16 protein-coding genes, 3 tRNA genes and 1 pseudogene are annotated in these 22,234 nt (G+C 71.8%); 12 read left to right on the forward strand and 8 right to left on the reverse strand.

What is annotated here, in order from left to right; genetic code table 11:
• Positions 1–60: 60 nt before the first annotated feature.
• Positions 61–555, reverse strand: coding sequence for a DUF2505 domain-containing protein (locus KSED_RS04255; RefSeq protein WP_012802343.1), 495 nt, complete (start codon positions 553–555; stop codon positions 61–63).
• Positions 556–584: 29 nt separating this feature from the next.
• Complete coding sequence (locus KSED_RS04260; RefSeq protein ID WP_012802344.1) at positions 585–1,094, reverse strand: hypothetical protein; 510 nt, start codon at positions 1,092–1,094, stop codon at positions 585–587.
• A gap of 133 nt (positions 1,095–1,227) precedes the next feature.
• Here KSED_RS04260 and KSED_RS04265 point away from each other — a divergent pair, with 133 nt between their 5' ends.
• Positions 1,228–6,120, forward strand: a complete 4,893-nt coding sequence (locus KSED_RS04265; RefSeq protein ID WP_012802345.1) for an NAD-glutamate dehydrogenase — start codon at positions 1,228–1,230, stop codon at positions 6,118–6,120.
• Between the two features lie 20 nt (positions 6,121–6,140).
• A complete protein-coding gene (locus KSED_RS04270; protein ID WP_258172032.1) occupies positions 6,141–7,628 on the forward strand; it encodes a sensor histidine kinase in 1,488 nt (495 codons plus the stop codon).
• Between the two features lie 68 nt (positions 7,629–7,696).
• On the opposite strand, the gene KSED_RS04275 is transcribed toward KSED_RS04270, so the two are convergent.
• Together KSED_RS04275 and KSED_RS04280 are read right to left on the reverse strand one after the other, a co-directional pair.
• A complete protein-coding gene (locus tag KSED_RS04275) occupies positions 7,697–7,945 on the reverse strand; it encodes a WhiB family transcriptional regulator (RefSeq protein ID WP_012802347.1) in 249 nt (82 codons plus the stop codon).
• A gap of 312 nt (positions 7,946–8,257) precedes the next feature.
• A tRNA-Lys gene (locus KSED_RS04280) sits at positions 8,258–8,333 on the reverse strand.
• Between the two features lie 136 nt (positions 8,334–8,469).
• Here KSED_RS04280 and KSED_RS04285 point away from each other — a divergent pair.
• Positions 8,470–9,723, forward strand: a complete 1,254-nt coding sequence (locus KSED_RS04285) for a YihY/virulence factor BrkB family protein (protein ID WP_012802348.1) — start codon at positions 8,470–8,472, stop codon at positions 9,721–9,723.
• A 95-nt stretch (positions 9,724–9,818) separates the two neighbouring features.
• Positions 9,819–10,335 (forward strand): annotated as a pseudogene (locus KSED_RS04290) (PALP domain-containing protein); the annotation flags it as partial.
• A 65-nt stretch (positions 10,336–10,400) separates the two neighbouring features.
• Here the strand turns inward: KSED_RS04290 and KSED_RS04295 are convergent.
• Together KSED_RS04295 and orn are read right to left on the reverse strand one after the other, a co-directional pair.
• Positions 10,401–10,476: transfer RNA gene (locus KSED_RS04295), tRNA-His, on the reverse strand.
• Between the two features lie 90 nt (positions 10,477–10,566).
• Positions 10,567–11,238: an oligoribonuclease gene (gene orn / locus KSED_RS04300; protein ID WP_012802349.1), complete on the reverse strand. Its 672-nt coding sequence runs from the start codon at positions 11,236–11,238 to the stop codon at positions 10,567–10,569.
• A gap of 54 nt (positions 11,239–11,292) precedes the next feature.
• Here orn and KSED_RS04305 point away from each other — a divergent pair, with 54 nt between their 5' ends.
• The 8 genes from KSED_RS04305 (at position 11,293) to KSED_RS04340 (ending at position 19,791) form a co-directional block, all read left to right on the forward strand.
• Entirely contained in the window at positions 11,293–12,465 is a 1,173-nt protein-coding gene (locus KSED_RS04305) for a PrsW family intramembrane metalloprotease (RefSeq protein WP_012802350.1), read from the forward strand.
• Positions 12,466–12,513: 48 nt separating this feature from the next.
• Positions 12,514–12,586 (forward strand) — tRNA-Arg (locus tag KSED_RS04310).
• 45 nt (positions 12,587–12,631) lie between these two features.
• On the forward strand, positions 12,632–14,344 hold the full coding sequence (locus tag KSED_RS04315) for a GTPase family protein (RefSeq protein ID WP_143827345.1): 1,713 nt from the start codon (positions 12,632–12,634) through the stop codon (positions 14,342–14,344).
• The gene (locus KSED_RS04320; protein WP_012802352.1) at positions 14,341–16,035 is read left to right on the forward strand and encodes a GTPase; all 1,695 of its coding nucleotides are present in this window, start codon (positions 14,341–14,343) and stop codon (positions 16,033–16,035) included. The genes KSED_RS04315 and KSED_RS04320 overlap by 4 nt, the downstream gene beginning before the upstream one ends.
• 108 nt (positions 16,036–16,143) lie before the next feature.
• Positions 16,144–16,680, forward strand: a complete 537-nt coding sequence (locus KSED_RS04325) for a single-stranded DNA-binding protein (RefSeq protein ID WP_012802353.1) — start codon at positions 16,144–16,146, stop codon at positions 16,678–16,680.
• Positions 16,681–16,753: 73 nt separating this feature from the next.
• Positions 16,754–18,436 (forward strand): energy-dependent translational throttle protein EttA, encoded by a 1,683-nt coding sequence (ettA, locus tag KSED_RS04330; protein WP_012802354.1) that lies wholly within the window; start codon positions 16,754–16,756, stop codon positions 18,434–18,436.
• Between the two features lie 51 nt (positions 18,437–18,487).
• Positions 18,488–19,438 (forward strand): pseudouridine synthase, encoded by a 951-nt coding sequence (locus KSED_RS04335; RefSeq protein WP_012802355.1) that lies wholly within the window; start codon positions 18,488–18,490, stop codon positions 19,436–19,438.
• A 5-nt stretch (positions 19,439–19,443) separates the two neighbouring features.
• Complete coding sequence (locus KSED_RS04340; protein ID WP_012802356.1) at positions 19,444–19,791, forward strand: VOC family protein; 348 nt, start codon at positions 19,444–19,446, stop codon at positions 19,789–19,791.
• A gap of 66 nt (positions 19,792–19,857) precedes the next feature.
• Here the strand turns inward: KSED_RS04340 and KSED_RS04345 are convergent, their stop codons facing one another.
• Complete coding sequence (locus KSED_RS04345; protein ID WP_012802357.1) at positions 19,858–21,228, reverse strand: S41 family peptidase; 1,371 nt, start codon at positions 21,226–21,228, stop codon at positions 19,858–19,860.
• Between the two features lie 6 nt (positions 21,229–21,234).
• Positions 21,235–22,206 carry an acyl-CoA thioesterase gene (locus KSED_RS04350; RefSeq protein ID WP_012802358.1) on the reverse strand — a complete coding sequence of 324 codons (972 nt, stop codon included), beginning with the start codon at positions 22,204–22,206 and terminating at the stop codon, positions 21,235–21,237.
• Between the last annotated feature and the right edge of the window lie 28 nt (positions 22,207–22,234).

Here is a 22,234-nt window from a genome sequence, read left to right on the forward strand (position 1 = left end):
CGCCGTGCGTGCACCGGCGCTGGGGGAGTCCCCCGTCGGCCGGACCCGGGCAGCGCGGCCTCAGTGGCTGGCCAACCACTCCCGGGACGCCTGCTCCTCGATGCCGACCACCTGGCCCACCAGCGGCTCGGCCTGCTTCTCGAGCTGCGGGCCGAGGAAGGGGATCGACACGGTGAAGTCGCCCACCGTGGAGAAGACCGTCTCCTCGCCGCGGGGCTCCAGGTGGAGCGTGGCCGTCAGCGACACCGGCGCCCGACCCGCGCCGACCTTCAGCTGCCCGGAGCGGGAACCGTCGGCGGCGGGGGCCTGCCAGGTCTGCTCCTCGGTCAACGTCACCCGCTCGCCGACCGCGCGGCGCGCCACCTGGGGCAGCTGCTCGGTGGACATCAGGCGCGTGGTGCGGATGACCGGGCCCGGGCCGTCGGTGTTGACCTCGACGGTGTGGTCGAGCGCGCCGGTGCGGCGGATCTTGTCGGCCACGTAGTCGGCGTCGGCCACCATGGCCATGACGCGGTCGACCGGCGCGGGCAGCGTGAAGCTGTGTTCGATCTTCATGGGTTCCTCCTGGATCGGCTGCGCCCACGCTAGTCGCTGGGCGGGCCCGCCAGCTCGCTCGTGGCCCCGCGGCACGCGGCGGTCAAGCGCTTCGCCGCACGCAGGGCCCCGATGGGGTGTGCCCCCGGCCCGTCGCCGCGGGGGCTCGCGGCCCGGTGCCGCAGGGAGATCTGCGTGAGCTCGTCGGCGTAGTCGGAGAGGGCCACCGCCAGCGCGCGGGCCGCCCGGGCGACCGGGTCGGTGTCCCGCCCACCGTCGAGCGACTCGGCGGTCCGGTGGAGCCGTCCGACGGTCGCCCGCACCGAGCCCAGGTCGGCGCGGCCGCTCCGCCCGAGCATCCAGCTCGGCGGCTCGGGGCCCGGCTCGCGCAGCGGCCCGGTGAGGGACTCCACGACGAGTGCGACCGCATCGTCCACGGCTTCCTGCGCCGACGGGCTGCCCACCCACACGGGCAGCTCGAGCAGCGCCATGGCGTGGCCGATCGTCTGGTCGGACAGGCCCGTGCCGTGGCTCCGACGGAGGGTGCGGGGGAGGTCCATGGACCGACCGTAGGGCAGAGCCGTCAGTGGGTGACGGGCGGTGTACACAGGGCCGCAGCGCGGGACTACAGTCATCCACGGGGCACGATGATGTGACCCGCCGGTCTCTGTCATAGAAGAGGATGATTCGTAGATGACCACCCAGTCCGACTTGGTCCCCCAGGGTGAGGCCTCCGCCGCCGAGGAGCAGTCGAAGGAGTCCGCGCGGGCGAGGGCCGCTCTCGTCCAGGAGGCTCGGGAGCTGGCCGACGGCACCGATGATCTGCTGACGGGCGATCTGCTGGACCACTACTGGCAGCGCGTCTACGACGGTGACGTGGCCAGCCGCTCCGCGCAGGAGCTGGTCGCGATCCCGGCCGGCCACGTGGAGACCGCACAGCAGCGACAGGCTGGTCAGGACATCGTGCAGGTGCGCGAGCGCGGTGAGTACCGCGCCGTCACCGTGGTCACCGAGGACCGCCCCTTCCTGGTCGACTCCACCACGCACGAGCTGCACCGCCTGGGCTGGGACGTGCTCGGCGTGATCCACCCGCAGCTGGTGGTCCGTCGCGACGCAGAGGGCGTGCTGCAGGGGGTCCGGGCCTGGGAGCCGACCGGCACGCTGGAGGAAGGGGAGGTCCTCGAGTCGTGGATGGACCTCACCATCCGGCCGGCGACCCCGTCGCCGCGGCCCGAGGAAATTTGCGAGAACCTGGAGCGCGTCCTCGAGGACGTCCGGGTGGCCGTCGCCGACTGGGAGCCCATGCGGGCCGAGGTCCAGGCACTGGCCGAGCGGATGCGCACCGACCCGCCGAGCACCGTGGACGCGCAGGAGGCCGCCCACGCCGCCGAGCTCCTGGCCTGGCTGGGCGACGACCACTTCACCCTGCTGGGGATCCGTGAGTACGAGCTCGCCGAGGTCGAGGGCGAGCTGGGCCTGCGCGCCGAGGAGGGTTCCGGCCTGGGCATCCTGCGCGGAGACCGCGCGCTGTCCCACGACGTGACCAAGATGCGTCCGGAGGCCCGGGCCGGCGCCCGCGAGCCGCGTCCGCTGACCATGACCAAGGCGAACAGCCGGGCCACGGTGCACCGCGACGCCCACCTGGACTACGTGGGGGTGCGCACCTTCGACGACGCGGGCGAGGTCACCGGTGAGATCAGGATCCTGGGCCTGCTCACCTCATCGGTCTACTCGGCCTCCGTGCGGGAGATCCCGGTGGTGCGCGAGAAGGTGCAGACCGTGCTGGACGCCTCGGGCTTCAGCTCCACCAGCCACTCCGGCAAGGACCTCGTCGCGGTGCTGGAGAACCTGCCCCGCGACGACCTCTTCCAGGCCTCGGCCAGCGAGCTGGAGGCCATCGCCCACGAGGTGCTGTGGATCCACTCCGCGCGCCGCCCGTCGGTGATCCTGCGCCGCGACGAGTTCGGCCGGTACATCACGCTGCTGGTCTACCTGCCGCGCGACCGATACAACACGCACGTGCGCCGCACCATGACGGCGCAGCTCGAGGAGCACTTCGACACCGACCTGGTGGAGTTCACCGCCTCGGTGACCGACGACGCGATGGCGCGCCTGCGGTTCGTGGTGCGCCTGCCCTCCGGGCGGGACTTCGGTGAGATCAACACCGAGGAGCTCGAGCACAACCTCCTGGACGCCACCCAAACCTGGGACGAGCGGGTCACGGAGATCAGCGAGACCAACGGCATCGACGACGCCGGTCTGCTGCCGCGCCTGGCCGCCCTGCCGCAGTCCTACAAGGAGGACTTCGAGCCGCCGGTGGCACTGGAGGACCTGGGTCGGTTGGAGCACCTCGAGGACGACGACGTCGCGGTGCACCTCTACCGCGACGACAAGACCGAGTCGCCCGACACCGACCGTCGCCTCAAGGTGTACCGTCGCGGTCCGGCCACGCTCTCGGACCTGCTGCCGGTCTTCACCGACTTCGGTCTGGAGGTCGTGGACGAGCGCCCCTACCTGGTGCGCGACGACGCCGCCGCCACCCGCATCTACGACGTGGGCCTGCGGGCGCCCTCGGCCGACCTGTGGGACGGCGGGGAGTTCGGCGATGCCGATGACGTCGCTCGCCGCTTCGAGGACACCTTCACCGCCACCTGGGGTGGCGGGGCGGAGTCCGACTCGCTGAACTCGCTGAGCCTCACCGCCGGGCTGTCCTGGCGCCAGGTCGTCATCCTGCGCACCTACGCCCGGTACCTGCGCCAGGCCGGGTCGCGCTTCTCGCTGCCCTACATCGAGGGCGCGATGACCACCAACCCGAAGGTGGCCCGGGCGTTCGTGGCGGCCTTCGAGGCCCGCTTCGACCCGACCCGCGAGGGCACTGTCGAGGAGCGGCGCGAGGCCTCTGAGGAGCACCTGACCGAGCTCGGAGAGCTGCTGGACGACGTGGCGAGCCTCGACCACGACCGGATCATCCGCGGCCTGGTCTCCGTGCTCCGGGGCACCTTGCGCACGAACTTCTACGTGGCGGACCTCGACGGCGAGCCGAAGCCGTACGTGAGCCTCAAGCTGAGCCCGCGCGACATCGACCTGCTGCCGCAGCCCCGGCCGATGTTCGAGATCTGGGTCTACGGCCCGTCGGTGGAGGGCGTGCACCTGCGCTTCGGCCCGGTGGCCCGTGGTGGCCTGCGGTGGTCCGACCGTCGGGAGGACTTCCGCACCGAGGTGCTCGGCCTGGTGAAGGCCCAGATGGTGAAGAACGCCGTCATCGTACCCAGCGGTTCCAAGGGCGGCTTCTTCGCCAAGCAGCTGCCGGACCCCGCCGAGGATCGGGACGCCTGGATGGCGGAGGGCAAGCGCGCCTACACCCGCTTCATCTCCGGGATGCTCGACGTCACCGACAACCTGGTCGAGGGCGAGGTCGTGCCGGCCCGGGACGTGGTGCGCCACGACGGCGACGACACCTACCTGGTGGTGGCGGCCGACAAGGGCACCGCGTCCTTCTCGGACCTCGCCAACTCCATCTCCGAGGCCTACGGCTTCTGGCTGGGTGACGCCTTCGCCTCCGGTGGCTCCGCGGGCTATGACCACAAGGGTATGGGCATCACCGCCCGCGGCGCCTGGGAGTCCGTGAAGCGGCACTTCCGCGAGATGGGCCACGACACCCAGAGCGAGGACTTCACGGTCGTCGGCATCGGTGACATGGGCGGCGACGTGTTCGGCAACGGCATGCTGCGCTCCGAGCACATCCGCCTGGTGGGTGCCTTCAACCACCTGCACGTGTTCGTCGACCCGACGCCGGACGCCGCGGCCACCTTCACCGAGCGCAAGCGCCTGTTCGAGACCCCCCGCACCACCTGGGCGGACTTCGACCCCGAGCTCATCAGCGAGGGCGGCGGCGTGTTCGAGCGCTCGGCCAAGAGCGTGGACATCACCCCGCAGATGCGCGAGGCGCTGGGCCTGGACGACGAGGTCGAGAAGCTCACCCCCAACGAGCTCATCAACGCCCTGCTCAAGGCGCCGGTCGACCTGGTCTGGAACGGCGGCATCGGCACGTACATCAAGGCCACCGACGAGTCGAACGACTCCGTCGGGGACCGCGCCAACGACCCCATTCGCATCAACGGCTCCGAGCTGCGCGCGAAGGTGGTCGGCGAGGGCGGCAACCTGGGTGCTACCCAGCTCGGCCGCATCGAGGCCGCCCGCTCGGGCGTGCGCATCAACACCGACGCCATCGACAACTCCGCCGGTGTGGCGACCTCCGACCAGGAGGTCAACATCAAGATCCCGCTCAACGAGCTGGTCCGCAAGGGCGAGCTCGGGCAGGAGGAGCGCGACGAGCTGCTGCTCTCCATGACCGAGGACGTCGCCGACCGTGTGCTGCGCGACAACTACGAGCAGAACGTGCTGTTGGGCAACGCCCGCGCCCGGGAGGCCCGGATGGCACCGGTGCACCAGCGGCTCATGAAGTTCCTGGAGCGCAACGCCGGTCTGGACCGCGAGCTGGAGTTCCTGCCCTCCACCCGGGAGCTCAACCGGCGCATCGAGGACGGCCACGGCCTGGTCTCCCCGGAGTTCGCCGTGCTGCTGGCCTACGCCAAGCTGCACCTCAAGGACGCGCTGCTGGACAGTGACCTGCCGGACGACGAGTGGTTCACCAGCACCCTGCTGGAGTACCTCCCGCCGGCGATGCGGGAGCGCTTCCCCGAGCAGATCATGGCCCACCCGCTGCGCCGCGAGATCATCGTCAACTCGGTGGTGAACTCGATGGTGAACCGCGGCGGCATCACGTTCGCGTTCCGCGCACTGGAGGAGACCGGCGCCCAGCCGGACCACGTGGCCCGGGCGTTCGTGGTGGCCCGCGAGGTGTTCGACCTGCGGGGCTTCGTCGAGCAGGTCGAGGCGCTGGACAACCAGGTGCCCACCGAGGCCCAGACCTCGATGTACCTGGAGTTCCGTCGCCTGCTGGACCGGTCGATGCGGTGGTTCGTCACCTCACGCCCGGCCAGCATGGAGATCGCCAGCGAGATCGAGCGCTTCCGCGAGTCGGTCGCGGCGGTCGGCCCGCGGGTGGCGGACATGCTCCACGGCCAGGAGGCCGAGCGGTACACCACCTACCGGGACCGACTCACCGAGCAGGGCGTGCCGGAGGAGCTCGCCTCCACCACGGCGGCGCTGCTGGACGTGTACTCGCTGCTGGACGTGGTCTCTTTGGCCGGGGAGCTCGACCAGGACGTCGAGGAGCTCACGCGCCTGTACTTCGCGGCCAGCGAGCACTTCGGCTTCGACCGCCTCCTCAACGAGGTGGCGGGCCTGCCGGAGAGCGACCGCTGGGGTGCGCTGGCTCGCGGTGCCCTGCGGGACGACCTGTACGGCGTCCACCTCGAGCTGACGCGCGCCATCGCCGCCAGCGATGCCGAGGGCAGCCCGCAGGAGCGGGTCCAGGCCTGGGCGGAGGGCAACGCCGACGCCATCGCCCGGACCGAGGCGATGCTGGACGACATCCACGCGCTCGACGAGCCGGGTGTCGCGCCGCTGAGCGTCGCCGTCCGCACGCTGCGCTCGGTGGTGCAGCTGGGGGCCAGCTCCTGACCCTCCACCCCGAGACCCTGCTGGCAGACCTCAGCGACGTCGAGCTCGACTGGCTGAGGCTGCTGGTGGGGGACTGGCAGCTCCTCGCGGACCTGTCGATGGCGGACCTGGTCCTCTGGGTCCGCCAGCCCGCCGCCGTGGCCGGCGAGCCGGACACCTGGCTCGCCGTGGCGCACGCCCGCCCCACCACCTCGCAGATGGTCTTCGTGGAGGACGTGGTGGGGCGGGACAGCGAGGGCATGCAGGGTCTGGCCTGGGCCGCCCGCACCGGGGGCCGTGTCCACCTGGGCGGCCGTCAGCTGAGCGCCGGGCGGGTCGTGGACGAGGACGTGGTGGGGGTGCGCGCCTCCCACCAGAAGGACGACTGCGGGGCGGTGCTCAGCCGCCACACGCTGGCCTCGGTGATGCGCAGCTCCTCGAGCCTGGAGCAGCGCTACCGCGCCATGGCCGACGACCTGATGACGATGATCTCCCAGGGGGAGTTCCCCACCCTCGCCGCGGCGACGGGGCGCCGGCGGGGCGCCCCACGCGTGGGGGACGGGGTCCTGCGCCTGGACGCCTCCGGGGTGGTGCAGTACGCCAGCCCGAACGCCGTCTCCGCGCTGCACCGGCTGGGCGTCTCGGGGGCCGTCCCCGGGCAGCGCCTGGTGGACATGGTCTCGGAGCTGCCGCGCACCGCATCGGGCAGCCTCACGCCCGTGGACGAGGCGCTGCCGGTGGTGCTCACGGGGCGCGCCGCCTGGTGGTCGGAGATCGACACCGGGGCGGTGCAGGTGTCGGTGCGGGCCATCCCGGTGGTCGTCGACGGGCGCCGGGCCGGGGCTCTGGTGCTGATGCGGGACGTCACCAGCCTGCGGCGGGGCGAGGAGGCACTCGTCTCACGTGAGGCCTCCGTGCGGGAGGTGCACCACCGCGTCAAGAACAACCTGCAGACCGTCAGCGCCCTGCTGCGCCTCCAGGCCCGGCGGGTGGAGGACCAGGCGGCGCGGGCCGCGCTGGAGACCGCGGTGCACCGTCTGGGCGCCATCAGTGTGGTGCACGAGACCCTGGCGCAGACGGCGGAGGAGGTCGTGGACGTGGACCGCGTCGTCGACCGGGTGGTGGGGCTGGTGGTGGACCTCACCGGCGCGGGGGAGGGGGAGGGGGAGGGGGACCAGCGCATCACCCACCGCCGCGAGGGCAGCTTCGGGGAGATGGGCTCGGCCCAGGCCTCAGCAGTCGCCATGGTCGTGAGCGAGCTGGTGCAGAACGCGGTCACCCACGCCGGGGACGGCACGGTGGAGGTGGTGGTGGGGGCGCGTCGGATGGCGCGGCCCGGCGAGGGGGACCCGACGCTGACGGTGTCGATCAGCGACGACGGGCCGGGCATCGACCCCGATGCGGGCGCAGCCGGCACCGGGCTGGGGCGGCAGATCGTGGAGGCCCTGGTCGGGGATCTCGGGGGGACGGTCACCTGGGAGGCGAACACGCCCCGGGGTACCCGGGCCACCTTCACCGCCCGGGTGTGACAGAGGGCCGCACCACCGCTGCGGTGGTGCGGCCCCGTGCTGCGGACCCCAGCTGGCGCTCGCGGGTCTCAGCTGGCGCGGCGGGCGCGCGCGTTGCGTCGCTTCAGGGCGCGGCGCTCGTCCTCGGAGAGACCGCCCCACACGCCGGCGTCCTGGCCGGTCTCGATCGCCCACTGCAGGCAGGTCTCTGTGACCTCGCACCGCGCGCAGACCTTCTTGGCCTTCTCGATCTGCTCGATGGCCGGGCCCGTGTTCCCGATGGGGAAGAACAGTTCCGGGTCCTCGTCGAGACAGGCCGCTTTGCTTCGCCAGTCCATGTCCTACCTTTCGAGAACACCGTGTGAGGGTGAGATGTCGCTGTTGCGTCCTGATCTGGATCCGTGGCCAGGGACTCGAGTTCCCGGGCGCATCGTGTCGTCGACCTCATGTCGAGAAGCCGCCAGCAGTCGTTAACACCGGATCGCCCGAGATTCATCCTCACAGGCGGACGGCTGTGAATCAAGGGATTGCGTGAAACTGGGGCCCGGATGTGGCGCCTCTCACGAACTCCGACAGAGCATCGGAGGTCCGTGGGGCCCACGAGAACGGCGAGAGCCCCGGTGTGGACCGAGGCTCTCGCCGTTCTGCTCTGGTGCGCCAACAGGGACTCGAACCCCGAACCCGCTGATTAAGAGTCAGCTGCTCTGCCAATTGAGCTATTGGCGCAACGAGGGAGCACAATAGCAGAGTCCTCGAGGGATGCGAAATCGGCGGTCCCGCGGCGGTGCGGTGCGCCCCGCAGGCCCTCGTGGGTCACTATGGGGGCGATCAGCCGTCATGACCACACGCCGCGAGGATGCCGATGACACCGACCGAAGACGAGTTCTGGACCGCCCGCCACTCCACGGAGGAGGTGGAGGGCCAGGTGGCCCGCGACCGGGCGGCGCGTCGCCGCGCCCAGGTGGCGCAGTGGGAGCGGGAGGCCGATCCCGCTGCGCGGCGGGATGCTGGGGACTCCCGTGACGGTCGCGCATCGTCCGCCGGCTCAGCCCCCGGCCGCGATGGGGACCGCCGCACCGTGGCCTCCCGCGACGGAGACGACGACGAGAAACTCACCGGCGACGACTGGAAGCTGGTGGCCCGGCGGGCGCTGTACGAGTTCACCGACGACGGGTGCACCGACCTGGCGGCCGGCCTCACCTACTTCGCGGTGCTCTCGATCTTTCCGGCCATCATTGGTCTGGTGTCGCTGCTGGGCGTGTTCGGCCAGGGGGAGTCCACGACTCAGGCCTTCCTGCAGATCGCGGTGGACCTCGGGGCCGACCCGCAGTCGACCGGGTACACCTTCATCGAGGACTTCATCACCAAGCAGCAGGAGTCCTCCGGTGCCGGGCTCGCGCTGGCCCTCGGTCTGCTCGGTGCCCTGTGGTCCGCCTCGAACTACGTCAACGGCTTCAGCCGCATGATGAACCGCATCTACGAGGTGCCCGAGGGGCGTCCCTTCTGGGTGCTGCGCCCGGTGATGGTGCTGGTCACCGTGCTGGTGCTCCTGCTGGTGGCCGTGCTGGGCCTGTCCTTCGTCCTGACCGGTCCCGTTGCCGAGTCCGTGTTCGGGGTGGTGGGCCTGGGTGACCTCGCCACCACCATCTGGGCCTGGGCCAAGTGGCCGGCGGCCGCCCTCATCGTCATCTTCATCATCCGTCTGCTCTACTGGGCCACCCCGAACGTGAAGTTGCCGCGTCAGATCCTGACCCCCGGTGCCATCCTGGCCTTCCTGATCTGGGTCCTGGCCAGCGCCGCCTTCGGGTTCTACATCGCCAACTTCGGCAACTACGACGCGACCTACGGCTCCATGGCCGGTGTGATCGTCTTCCTGCTGTGGCTGTGGCTCACGAACACCGTGCTGCTGCTGGGCGCGGAGATCGATGCCGAGGCCGAGCGCATGCGTGAGCTCAAGCGCGGCCAGCGCGCGGAGGAGGAGATGACGCTCCACCTGCGCGGCGAGGCTGGTGCCGAGAAGGCTGCGAAGAAGGAGCAAGCGCTGGTGGACGACGCCCGCGAGGTGCGTCTGGAGGCCACCGCGCAGGCCCCGCCCCGCGCCAGCTCGCGTGACTGAGCACTGACCTGCGCGCGGGCGCCTGCCTGCACCCGTCGACCCCGTCGTGGACCACCACGGCGGGGTCGGCTGCGTCCTACCCGCGTACTCGATGCGCCGACGTGCGCCTGGATCCGGCCGGTTTCGACATCGGCATCCCCCGCCCTGGGAGGAGGCCATGCAGTCGGTCCATGACTCCGGTGGCACGCCCTGCCCGATCCCGGCCGGAGCGTCCGGGCACCCGCTCGGCGGCTGGGCTTCGCGAACTGGGCGCACGAGGTGGCGCAGCAGGAGGAGGAGCTGGGTGTCTTCTTCGACACCATCGTGGTGTGCACCGTGACCGGCTCCACGCACGCGGGCATGATCGCCGGGTTCGCCGACGACGAGATCGACGTGCGGGAGGGCTGGGCCGGCGACGAGTACGGCATCCCCGTGCAGTCCACCCTGGGCGCCATCCGCCTGACCGGCGAGCTCGAGGGGATCATCATCGACCCGGTGTACGAGGGGAAGTCCATGGCGGGCCTCATCGACCTCGTGCGCGCCGGCGTGATCTCGCGCGACCCCACCGTGCTCTACGCCCACCTCGGCGGGCAGCCGGCGCTCAACGCCTACAGCGGGGTGTTCACCGACTGAGCGGGGCCCGCGGGGGACGAACGAGAAGAAGGGCCCGGGATTCCGCAGAATCCCGGGCCCTTCCGTGGGGTGAGCGACGGGACTTGAACCCGCGACCACCGCGACCACAACGCGGTGCTCTACCAGCTGAGCTACGCCCACCATGCTGATGTCCGCCGTCATCCGAGGGATCGGCGCCGGACAGCGGGGAACATCCTAACCCCTGCCAGGGGGTGCTCGTGAACGGCGGGGTCAGTCGTCGGCCGTGTGCCGGGCCGCGACCTCGCGGGCCTCGTCCGTGGAGGGGCCGGGTGGGGCCACGAACACCGCATCGCGGTAGTAGGCCAGCTCGGCGATCGACTCGCGGATGTCCGCCAGGGCGCGGTGGCCGCCGGCCTTCTCCGGGGCGTTGTACCAGGCGCGGGGGAACCACCGGCGGGACAGCTCCTTGACGGAGGAGACGTCGATCAGCCGGTAGTGCAGGTAGCCGTCGAGCTCGGGCATCTCCGCGGCCAGGAAGCGCCGGTCGGTGGCGATGGAGTTCCCGGCCAGGGGGGCCTTGCCCGCGACCGGGACCCACTGGCGCACGTACTCGAGCACCTGCCGCTCGGCCTCGGCGGCGGAGACGCCGTGCTGGATCTCCTCCAGCAGGCCGCTGGCGGTGTGCATCTTCTGCACCACCGGGTTGAGCCCCTCGAGCGCCCCGAGGTCGTCGGGGCGGATGACCACCTGCACGCCCTCACCCAGCACATTGAGCTCGAAGTCCGTCACCAGGGCGGCGATCTCGACCAGGACGTCGGTGGGTTCCAGACCCGTCATCTCGCAGTCGATCCAGACGATGCGGTCGTCCAGGGCCCGCGGGTTGCCGCTGGGGTTGGGGCGCTCGTCGGGGGCGGGGGGCGTGGTCTGCGAAGGGCTGCTCACCCCTGAAGGGTAACCAGCCGCGTGTCTTTCGGCGGGTGCTCCTAGGGTGTGCCCATGTCCTCCACGCCGCGGCCTGCGTCGCAACCCCGTGGCTGGCCGGCCATCGTCGCCGTGGTCGGCCTGCTGGTGATCCTCTTCGGCATCGGGGCGGTGGTGATGGGGCTGACCTTCGGGCTGCAGTTCGGCGACGTCGAGCTGCCGCTGATGGCCCTGCTCGCCGCGATCCCCCTGTGCATCGTGGTGCCGGTCTTCCTGTGGCTCGACTCCTTCGAGCGGGAACCCGGGTGGCTGCTGGCCCTCGCGCTGGCCTGGGGGGCGATCGTCGCCACCGGGTTCGCCCTGATCATCAACGAGGTCGGCTACGCGATCGCGTCGGTCATGTCCCTCCCGGCCGATGCGGTGGCCGCGGTGATCGTGGCGCCGCTTGCCGAGGAGTCGCTCAAGGGGGCCTTCCTGCTCGGCCTGTGGTGGTTCCGCCCCCGCCAGCTCAACGGGGTGGTCGACGGCATCGTGTACGCGGGCGTGGTGGCGGCGGGCTTCGCGTTCGTGGAGAACATCCTCTACTTCGCCACGGCCCTGGGGGAGCTCGGCGCCGAGGGCCTGACGGCCACCTTCGTCATGCGCGGCCTGGCCAGCCCGTTCGCGCACCCGCTGTTCACGGTGTGCATCGGCGCGGCCGTGGGGCGGGCGGTGCTCAGCCGCAGTGCGGGGTGGCGCTTCGCCCTGCCGGTCCTCGGCTGGTGCGCGGCCGTCCTGCTGCACGGCATCTGGAATCTGTCGGTGGTGCTGCAGGCGGGCTGGCTGCTGCTCTACCTGCTCTTCGAGGTGCCGGTGTTCATCGCCTTCCTGGTCTTCGTGGTGTGGGTGCGCCGGTACGAGCTGCGCCACGTCAGCCGCCACCTTGAGGCGTACGTGCGCAGCGGGTGGCTCACCGGCTTCGAGGCCCGGATGGTGGGGCACGCCCCCGAGCGTCGCCGGGCCGTGGCCTGGGCCGAAAGTGCTGCCGGGCGCGACGGGCGCCGGGCGATGCGGGAGTTCCAGCGCCTGGCCACCCGGTTGGCCCACCTGCGGGCGCGGCTCGACCGGTACCACCGCGCCCACGGACCGGTGGACCGTCGTCCGGCCCCGGCCTGGGAGGTGCGGGAGGTGGCCGAGCAGCAGCAGCTCCTCGAGCGGCTGCCCGCGCTGCGTGCGCGCTTCGCCGGGACCCCGGGGCTCAGGTCCTAGACTTGGCTCCTGCGCCGTGGGCGTGTGCCTGCGCACGCGCCGCCGCCCGCCCCCGTAGCTCAATGGACAGAGCACCGGCCTTCTAATCCGATGGTTGCGCGTTCGAATCGCGCCGGGGGCACGAGCCTGCTCTCGCCCGGCGGTCCGGGGGCCTAGTCTGTGCACCGTGACTGAGCGCGTGGACCCCGAGCTTCTCGATGCCGTGACCGACCTGCGTGGTGCCGTCGCGGCCGCGCGCTTTCCGCTGGAGGCGCCCCGCGCCGCAGAGGCCCGCGACCAGCGCGGTCAGCTGTTGCGCCAGCTCGACGACTACGCCCTCCCCCGCCTGAAGGCCCTGGACGCCCCGCTGCTCTGCGTGGTGGGAGGGTCGACCGGGGCCGGCAAGTCCACCCTGGTGAACTCCCTGCTGGGCGGCGTGGTGACGCGCAGTGGCGTGCTGCGCCCGACCACCCGCGCGTCGGTGCTGATCCACCACCCCAGCGATGCGGGCTGGTTCACCACCGACCGCGTGCTGCCGGAGCTGGCCCGGGTCACCGGGGGTGAGGGCGACGACGCCGATGCCGGTGCGGTGCGCTTGGTGGAGTCCCGCACCCTGCGGCCCGGCCTCGCGCTCCTGGACGCCCCGGACATCGACTCGGTGGTGCAGGCCAACCGCGAACTCGCCCGCCAACTGCTGGGCGCGGCGGACCTGTGGGTGTTCGTCACCACGGCCGCCCGCTACGCCGACGCCGTGCCGTGGCAGATGCTGCTGCAGGCCGCCGAGCGCGGCACCTCCGTGGCACTCGTGCTCGACCGCGTGCCCGAGGGCGCCATGGAGGAGGTGCGCACGGACTTCTCGGCGATGCTGCGCGAGCAGGGGCTGGGCGACGCGCCGGTGTTCTCCGTCCCGGAGTCCCACCTCACCGAGGACGGGCTCCTCCCGTCCGAGGAGGTGCGCGCCCTGCGCGGGTGGCTGCACTCGTTGGCCGACGACGCCGACGCCCGGCAGGCGGTCATCCGCCGCACCTTGGCCGGCACGCTGGCCTCGCTGCAGCGCCGTTCCCTGCAGGTCGCCGAGGGGGTGGACGCCCAGGTCTCGGTGGTCGAGAGCCTGCGCGAGGACGCCCGCCGCGGGCATGCCGACGCCCGGGGCCGGGTGGAGGAGGCCATGAGCGACGGCTCCCTGCTGCGCGGTGAGGTGCTGGCCCGCTGGCAGGAGCTCGTGGGCACCGGGGAGATCTTCAAGCAGCTCGATGCGGGCGTCGGTCGCCTGCGCGACCGCATCACCTCCTTCGTGACGGGCAAGCCGCGCACCGCGACCACCGACGACCTCGGGGAGGCGCTGGAGGACGGCGTCGCGCAGCTGTTGGAGGCCCAGCTCGAGGCCGCCGCCGCGGTCACCGCACGTGCCTGGCGGGCCGATCCGGCTGGTGAGGCGCTGCTGGAGCGGCACCCCGACCTGGCACGTCCCGGGGCGGGGGTGCGCGAACGCAGCCAGCAGCTGGTGCACGACTGGCAGTCCGACGTGCTGGACCTCGTCCGCAAGCAGGCCGGCAGCAAGCGCACCACGGCCCGGTACCTGGCCCTGGGCGTCAACGGCATCGGGGTGCTGCTGATGGTGCTGGTGTTCGCCAGCACCGGCGGGGCGCTGCTGGGCAGCGAGGTGGCCATCGCCGGCGGTTCGGCCGTGGTGGCCCAGCGCCTGCTGGAGGCCGTCTTCGGCGACCAGGCCGTGCGCTCGCTCGCGGCTGCGGCCCGGCGCAACCTCATGGAGCGCGTCGGCACCCTGTTGGACCAGGAGCGGGCGCGCTACGAGCGGGTGCTGGCGGACGTGGGCGTGAGCCCGGAGGTGGCCGCCCACCTGCGCTCGGCCGCCGCCGAGGTGGAGGTCCAGCGATGAGCACGTTCGGTGGGCGAGGGCGCGAGGGGGGGGCGACCGGGCAGGACCGGGACCAGGAGGAGCAGCGGACCCACCTGCGGGAGCGCGCGGTCGCGCTGAGCGAGGCCGTGGCCAGCGGCGGACGGGAGCTGGAGCCGGTGGCCGCCGGGCGGGCCGGCACGGTCGCGGCCAAGGTGGACGAGCGGACCGCCCTGGCGGGGGACCACACCATCGTGGCGCTGGCCGGTGCCACCGGGTCGGGCAAGAGCTCGCTGACCAACGCGCTGGCGGGTGCGCAGGTGACCGAGCCGGGCATCAAGCGACCGACGACGTCCACCACATCGGCCGTGGTCTGGGGGTCGGCGCCGGCCACCGAGGTGCTGGACTGGATCGGGGTCCACCGCCGTCACCGTGCCGAGGGCGGACCGGAGGGCGAGGAGGCCGCTGCGGTGGCCCCCGGGGCGCTGGACGGGCTGGTGCTGCTCGACCTGCCGGACTTCGACTCCCGGGAGACGGCGCACCACGCCGAGGCCGACCGCGTGCTGGAGATGGCGGACCTCTTCCTGTGGGTGACCGACCCGCAGAAGTACGCCGACGCCCGCATGCACGACGACTACATCCGGGCCCGGCGCCACCACGACACGGTGATGTTGGTAGCCCTCAACCAGGCCGACCTGCTGCCGCCCGATGCGCGCGAGCAGGTGCTGGCCGACCTGCGGGGCCTGCTCGCGCGCGACGGGGTGGGTGACGTGGTGGTGCTGCCGGTCTCGGCGCGCACCGGGCTGGGTCTGGACGCACTGCGTGACGCACTGGCGCAGATCGTGGCCGAGAAGCGGGCCGTGCGGGCCCGCCTCCTGGGCGACGTGCGCACCTCCGCCGAGGCCCTGCTGGACTCGGTGGGCGAGCGGGAGCCGGAGATCAGCCTGCCCGGGGACGACCGGCTGGTGCCGGCACTGAGCCGTGCCGCGGGCGTGCCGACCGTGCTGCGGGCCGTGGAGGCCGACCACCTGCGCCGCGCCACCGCCGCCACGGGGTGGCCGGTGACGCGTTGGGTGCGCCACCTGCGTCCGGACCCCCTCAAGCGCCTGCGCCTGGGGGAGGGGGAGTCGGCCGGCGATCGTGACTTCTCCCCGGCGCGCGGGCGGTCCTCCATCCCGCAGGCCTCGCAGACCGCGACCTCCGCGGTGGACCTGGCCTGCCGCGAGGTGGGTGACGCCGCGGCGGTCGGCCTGCCGCGCCGGTGGGCCGAGGCGGTCATGGATGCCGCCGTCCCCCCGATCGACCGGCTGTCCGACGAGCTGGACACCGCCGTGCGCCGCACCGGCGTGCAGCAACGCTCGAGCTGGTGGTGGCCGGTCGTCGGCGTCCTGCAGTGGCTGCTCCTGCTCGCGACGGTCGTGGGCCTGCTGTGGCTGGTCGCGCTCGCACTCGGTGAGGGCTTCCTTCACCTGCCGCTGGGGGAGCCGCCTACCTGGCGCGGCCTGCCGATCCCGGCCCTGCTGCTGGTGGGGGGCCTGTCACTGGGGCTGCTGCTGGCGCTGCTGGCGCGGTTCATCGCGGGATTCGGGGCGCGGCGGCGTCGCCGTCAGGTCGCCCGCGAGATGCACGGGGCGATCGGCGAGGTGGCCCAGACGCGTGTGCTCGACCCGGTGAACGAGGTGCTGGACCGGCACCGCCGCACCCGGGAGCTGCTGCACTCCGCCCTCCGCTGACCTCTGCTCGTCCACAGGGTGGCTTGCCGTCGGTGACGGGCCGGCTGCCCGGTTGGCCACGGTGTGCTGACCGCCGGCCAACCGGGCCGGCCCAGTGGGGAGAGAACCATGAGCGAGACCTACCTGACCGTGACCGGCAACGTGGCGACCCAGCCGATCCTGCGCCAGGGGCGCAGCGGCACGGCCTTCCTGACCTTCCGGTTGGCGCAGAACATCAACCGGGTGGACCGCTCCACCGGGGTGGTCGACACCGTGGCCACCAACTGGATGACGGTGTGCGCCTTCCGCAACCAGGCGGTGAACCTCTACCGCTCGCTGACCAAGGGGCAGCCGGTGATCGTGCACGGCCGGCTGCGGATCCAGGACTGGTCCACCGACGAGCGCAGCGGCACCACCGTGGAGCTCGAGGCCACCGCCGTGGGGCACGACCTCTCGCGGGGGCAGTCCTGCTTCGTGAAGGTCGCGAGCCCGCCCATGCCGCAGGTCGGCGACGCCGAGGAGGAGCGCCAGCGCCTGCGTGCGGTGGCCGCCGAGGCGGCGGTCACGGCAGCGGAGAGCTCGCTGCCGGTGTTCGTGGAGCCGGCCCCCCAGGACCAGGAGGCGGGGGTGGCTCCCGAGCCCGAGCCCGAGGTGGTCTCCGCCTGAGTGCCGGGCGCGCGGGCCCCGGGTGCCCGGCCACGGTCCCGGGGCGTCGCGCCACGGCCTAGACTCAGCTCCCATGGCGGAGTTCATCTACACCATGTCCAAGGCCCGCAAGGCCGTCGGTGACAAGCTCATCCTCGATGACGTCACCATGTCCTTCTACCCCGGGGCCAAGATCGGCGTCGTCGGTCCCAACGGGGCCGGCAAGTCCACCATCCTCAAGATCATGGCCGGGCTCGACCAGCCCAGCAACGGAGAGGCCCGGCTGACGCCCGGCTACTCCGTCGGCATCCTGCTGCAGGAGCCGCCGCTGGACGAGTCCAAGACCGTGCGCGAGAACGTCGAGGAGGGGATGGGCCAGATCAAGGCAGACCTCGACCGCTACAACGAGATCTCGGCCGAGATGGCCGACCCCGACGCCGACTTCGATGCGCTCATGGAGGAGATGGGGAAGCTCCAGGAGAAGATCGACAACGCCGACGCCTGGGACCTCGACTCCCAGCTCGAGCAGGCCATGGACGCGCTGCGCTGCCCGCCGGCCGACGAGCCCGTCACCCACCTCTCGGGTGGTGAGCGCCGCCGCGTCGCGCTGTGCAAGCTCCTGCTGAGCAAGCCCGACCTCCTCCTGCTCGACGAGCCCACCAACCACCTCGATGCGGAGAGCGTCCTGTGGCTGGAGCAGCACCTGGCGGACTACGAGGGCGCCGTCCTGGCCGTGACCCACGACCGCTACTTCCTCGACAACGTCGCGCAGTGGATCTGCGAGGTCGACCGCGGCCGCCTGTACCCCTACGAGGGCAACTACTCCACCTACCTGGAGAAGAAGCAGGAGCGCCTGGCCGTCCAGGGCAAGAAGGACGCCAAGCTCAAGAAGCGCCTCGCCGAGGAGCTCGAGTGGGTGCGCTCCAACGCCAAGGGCCGTCAGACCAAGTCCAAGTCGCGTCTGGCCCGCTACGAGGAAATGGCCGCCGAGGCCGAGAAGATGCGGACCCTGGACTTCGAGGAGATCCAGATCCCGCCGGGCCCGCGCCTGGGCGCCCAGGTTATCGAGGTCGAGGAGCTCACCAAGGGCTTCGGCGACCGCACCCTCATCAAGGACCTGACCTTCGACCTGCCGCGCAACGGCATCGTCGGGATCATCGGGCCCAACGGGGTGGGCAAGACGACCTTGTTCAAGACCATCGTCGGGCTGGAGGAGCCGGACGCCGGCACCGTGAAGGTCGGCGAGACGGTCAAGATCAGCTATGTCGACCAGAGCCGCGAGAACATCGACTCCGAGAAGACCCTGTGGGAGGTCGTCTCCGACGGGCTGGACTACATCAAGGTCGGCCAGGTGGAGATCCCCAGCCGTGCCTACGTCTCACAGTTCGGCTTCAAGGGGCCGGACCAGCAGAAGAAGGCCGGAGTGCTCTCCGGTGGTGAGCGCAACCGCCTCAACCTCGCGTTGACCCTGAAGGCCGGCGGCAACCTGCTGCTGCTCGACGAGCCCACCAACGACCTCGACGTCGAGACCCTGGGCTCCCTGGAGAACGCGTTGTTGAACTTCCCCGGGTGCGCCGTGGTCATCAGCCACGACCGCTGGTTCCTGGACCGCGTCGCCACCCACATCCTCGCCTACGAGGGCACCGAGGAGGAGCCGGCCAACTGGTACTGGTTCGAGGGGAACTTCGCGGCGTACGAGGAGAACAAGGTGGAGCGCCTCGGTGAGGACGCCGCGCGTCCGCACCGCGTGACCCACCGCCGCCTCACGCGTGACTGAGTGAGCCGGCCCCGCCGTCGACGCCCATCCCCCCTGCCATCGCGGGAGGGGGTGGGCGTCGCCCGTGTGCGCATCCCGCCGGGCGGGGACTGGACCACGGTGGCCGAGGCGCTCGCGGAGGTGACCGGGCAGCCAGAGCTCGTCCGTGCCGGCGTCGAGGCCGGGGAGGTGGTCGTGGACGACGGGGTACCCGGCTCCCGCGGGCTCGTCGTCGACGCGACCACCGAGTACCTGCCCACGGGGCCTCGCCGCCGCGTGGCGTGGCTCTACCGGCCGTACCCGACCGAGCCCGAGGTGCCTGGCGGGCTGCCGGTTCTCCAGGCTGACGAGCACTGCGTGGTGGTCGACAAGCCGCCCTTCCTGGCGACCATCCCGCGCGGGGTGCACGTGCAGCAGACGGTGGTCGCACGCGTGCGCGAGGACTTCCCCGAGGCCGTGCCGGTGCACCGGCTCGACCGGCTCACCTCCGGCGTGCTGCTGTGCGCCCGCACCCCGGAGGCCCGGCGTCCCCTGCAGCAGCTCTTCGAGAAGCGTCAGGTGGCCAAGACCTACGAGGCGCTGGTGTCGCTGCCTCCCGAGGAGGCGGCCGGCGCCTTCTCGGTGTCACCAGGAGTGGAGGGCCTGGGGCTGGCGGAGCGCGTGGAGCGGGCGATCGGCGAGCAGGAGCACCACCTGGTGAAGAAGCGCGGGAGCCAGCAGGTGGTCGTGGTGCCCGGGCCGCCGAACGCGCTCACCCGCATCGAGGTGGTGGAAGTCGACGAGGCCACCGGGCGGGCGCGGCTGCGGTTGTTCCCGCACACCGGGCGTACCCACCAGCTGCGGGTGCAGCTGGCGCACCTGGGGCTGCCGATCGTCGGGGACCCGCTCTATCCCGTGCAGACCGAGCAGGTGACGGGGGACTTCTCCACGCCGCTGCAGCTGCTGGCGACCCGGCTGGAGTGGACCGACCCGTGGACGGGGAAGGCCCGGCGGGCGGAGTCGCGCTCTCCTCTGCTTGGCTGACCCGTATGCGCATCGAACGAGTTGTGCCGATCCTGACAGTGGCGGACCTGGAGGCGACAGCTGCGCACCATGAAGTGGTGCTCGGGATGCAGCGGGTCATGGATCACGGGTGGATCGTCACCCTGGCGGACGGCGCGGGGCACCAGTTGAGCCTGATGACGAAGGACGCGACCGCACCGGTCAACCCGGTTCTCTCGGTCTTCGTGGACGACGTCCAGGAGGCCCACGATCGTGCTGTCGAGGCCGGCCTCGTGATCGTGCACCCGCTGACCGACGAGACGTGGGGCGTGACTCGCTTCTTCTACCGAGCGCCCGACGGACAGGTGGTGAACGTCGGCATGCACACCCCCTGAAGCCGGGGAGGTGTCACCGCGCGGTGGATCAGAGGGGCCTCCGCAGGCGTGGGGTGGGTCGCCGCGTCAGTCCGGTTGAACCCCGTGGAACTCCACGGCCTGCCCCTGTCGGTCGTAGGTGATGGCGGTGCTGACGCGCAGCGTGAGGCCGGGACCGAGCGGGAGAGCGCGTGGCCGTCCGCTGCCACCGCCGGTCCGCTCACCGGCCACCGTCACGTGGTCCAGCCCCTGCAACCCCAGCAGGAAGTCCTCTGCGGCGCTGTAGGTCATGGAGTCCACCGGCACTCGGAGTCTCCCCGGCCAGCACGGTCGTGCGCTGGGATTCGCCCACCGGGCTCGAACGGCGGCCAACCCACCACGGCCGGTGCTGAACGCGCTGGATCCGATGCGGGTCCGCTCCCGGAGGAATCGGTCGCGCAGACGCATCGCGAGCAGGAGGTTCCCGCCGGTGTTCCCCCGCAGGTCAAGCTCCAGCAGCTGCGTCGGCCGCGCACCCCGGCACAGGTCGTCGAAGGCCTCCTCGATGCCGATCTCGGGCAGGAAGGCCGCTAGCCGCAGCCGAATCACGCCATCGGGCCCTGGCTCCACCTCCAGGACGTCCGAGAGAGCGGGAGCCTGGGGCCTCTCCACCCAGGATGCGGTTCGTCCCGTGCGTGGATCGTGGGCCTCGAAGGTGCGTGCCTCGCCAGGCACCGCCAGGGCGCGGCGCGCAGCCACCCGCGCGTGCTGCTGGGGAGTCGCGCCCGTCGTGCGCAGCCAACGCTCGGGGCGGTCAACCGTGACGACCCACCCTGGCCGCACCCCAAGCCTCCACGCCGGTGCTGTCGGCGGAATCGCTTCCAGAGTCACACCATCAGAGGTCAAGGTGCCGACGTAGGGCAGGTTGTGGCCCCGCTCGTCGCGGGCGATGACGGCTGTGTGCGCATCTCCGAGCTCTGCCACCCATTCCTGGGCCCAGGGGGTGAAGGCCGCCCAGGTGTCGGGAACCTCCTGCAGGCGTCGGCCAACCCACTGGTGGCGGTCGATGGAGCGCAGGGCGAAGGAGGGGTAGGTGCCGAGCACCTCGTCGTGGATGAGGCGAGCAGCAGCCGACGGGGAGTCCGGTGCTCGGTATACGGCGGGCTGATGGGGCTGCCTGGCCACGGTGTGGAGCAGCTGCATCGTGCTCATCACCTCGTTCGGTCCGTTCGCGTGCGAGGTCAGAGTCAGTGTGGAAGGCTCCCAGACCAGGCAGGGGGCGTCCGTTGCCGACCGTGGCGTGACCGTCCAGGTGGCCTCTTCGTCAGAGCGGCGGCTGCCAACGTGGACCCGGCAGCCGAGGACTGACTCGAACTCGTCCGATTCGGCCTCCACGAGGGCCAGCATCGAGGAATCGAAACCTGCGTCCTCGAGGTCGAGCCACAGGATGTTGCCTTCGTGGAGCCCAGGCAGCGGCATCGGGTCTCACTCCTTGATGCGGACCATGCCCTCCTGGGCGACCGAGGCCATGAGGGTGCCGTCGGCGTGGAACAGCCGGCCCACGCCGAGCCCACGGCCGGACTGTGCGGAGGGGGAGGACTGCGTGTACAGCATCCAGTCGTCCAGGCGCGGGCGGCGGTGGAACCACATCGCGTGGTCGAGGCTCGCGGGGCGCAGCCGGGTGTCGGTCCACGGGATGCCGTGGCGGCGCAGCACGGGCTCCAGCAGCGTGTAGTCCGAGAGGTAGCAGCTGGCCGCGGCGTTCAGCAGCGGGTCCTCGGGCAGCTGCCCGGTGAAGCGCACCCACACGCTCTGCCGGTCGGTGCGGGCGAAGTTGTTGCCGTACAGCGGCGCGTCCACCCAGCGCATGTCCACCGGGCGGCCCTTGGTCAGGAAGATCGCCCGCGGGTCGTCCACCCCGGCCAGCAGCTCGGAGATGCTGGGCAGCTCCTCCGGTGCCGGCACGTCCGGCATCCGCTCCTGGTGGTCCAGCCCGCCGGCCGGCTCCTGGAAGGAGGTGGTCATCGAGAGCAGCACCTTGTCGTCCTGGTAGGCGTGCACCCGGCGGGCGGAGAAGGAGCGCCCGTCACGCAGGCGCTCCACCTCGAAGCGGATCTCCCGCGAGGAGTCCGCCGGGCGCAGGAAGTAGCCGTGCAGGGAGTGGATGTACCGGTCCCCGTCGTCGTCCAGGGCCACCAGCGTGCGGCCCGCGGCCATCACGCACTGGGCCAGCACCTGCCCGCCGAAGGCCCGCCCGTGCGGCTGCGGCTGGCTCTGCCCGATGAAGGTGTTCGCGCCCAGGGCCCGGATGTCGAGCACCTCCAGCAGCTGCGCGAAGGGGTCCGCCGGAAGCTCGATGGGGGCGCGGCCGTGCATGCCGGAGCCCATGTCCGGGGTCTCGGCCTGCAGGCCGGAGGGGTCGTGCGAACCGGTGGGGGAACTGTTCTCTGGGGTCACAGGCCCTACTCAACCACGCAGCCCCCGG

Origin of the sequence: Kytococcus sedentarius DSM 20547, from assembly GCF_000023925.1 — a bacterium.
GTDB classification, from domain to species: domain Bacteria; phylum Actinomycetota; class Actinomycetes; order Actinomycetales; family Dermatophilaceae; genus Kytococcus; species Kytococcus sedentarius.

Coding starts and splice junctions, on each gene's coding strand:
- KSED_RS04255 (WP_012802343.1), bottom strand. CDS start 555: ATGAAGATCGAACACAGCTTCACGCTGCCCGCGCCGGTCGACCGCGTC.
- KSED_RS04260 (WP_012802344.1), bottom strand. CDS start 1,094: ATGGACCTCCCCCGCACCCTCCGTCGGAGCCACGGCACGGGCCTGTCC.
- KSED_RS04265 (WP_012802345.1), top strand. CDS start 1,228: ATGACCACCCAGTCCGACTTGGTCCCCCAGGGTGAGGCCTCCGCCGCC.
- KSED_RS04275 (WP_012802347.1), bottom strand. CDS start 7,945: ATGGACTGGCGAAGCAAAGCGGCCTGTCTCGACGAGGACCCGGAACTG.
- KSED_RS04285 (WP_012802348.1), top strand. CDS start 8,470: ATGACACCGACCGAAGACGAGTTCTGGACCGCCCGCCACTCCACGGAG.
- KSED_RS04305 (WP_012802350.1), top strand. CDS start 11,293: ATGTCCTCCACGCCGCGGCCTGCGTCGCAACCCCGTGGCTGGCCGGCC.
- KSED_RS04320 (WP_012802352.1), top strand. CDS start 14,341: ATGAGCACGTTCGGTGGGCGAGGGCGCGAGGGGGGGGCGACCGGGCAG.
- KSED_RS04325 (WP_012802353.1), top strand. CDS start 16,144: ATGAGCGAGACCTACCTGACCGTGACCGGCAACGTGGCGACCCAGCCG.
- ettA (WP_012802354.1), top strand. CDS start 16,754: ATGGCGGAGTTCATCTACACCATGTCCAAGGCCCGCAAGGCCGTCGGT.
- KSED_RS04340 (WP_012802356.1), top strand. CDS start 19,444: ATGCGCATCGAACGAGTTGTGCCGATCCTGACAGTGGCGGACCTGGAG.
- KSED_RS04345 (WP_012802357.1), bottom strand. CDS start 21,228: ATGCCGCTGCCTGGGCTCCACGAAGGCAACATCCTGTGGCTCGACCTC.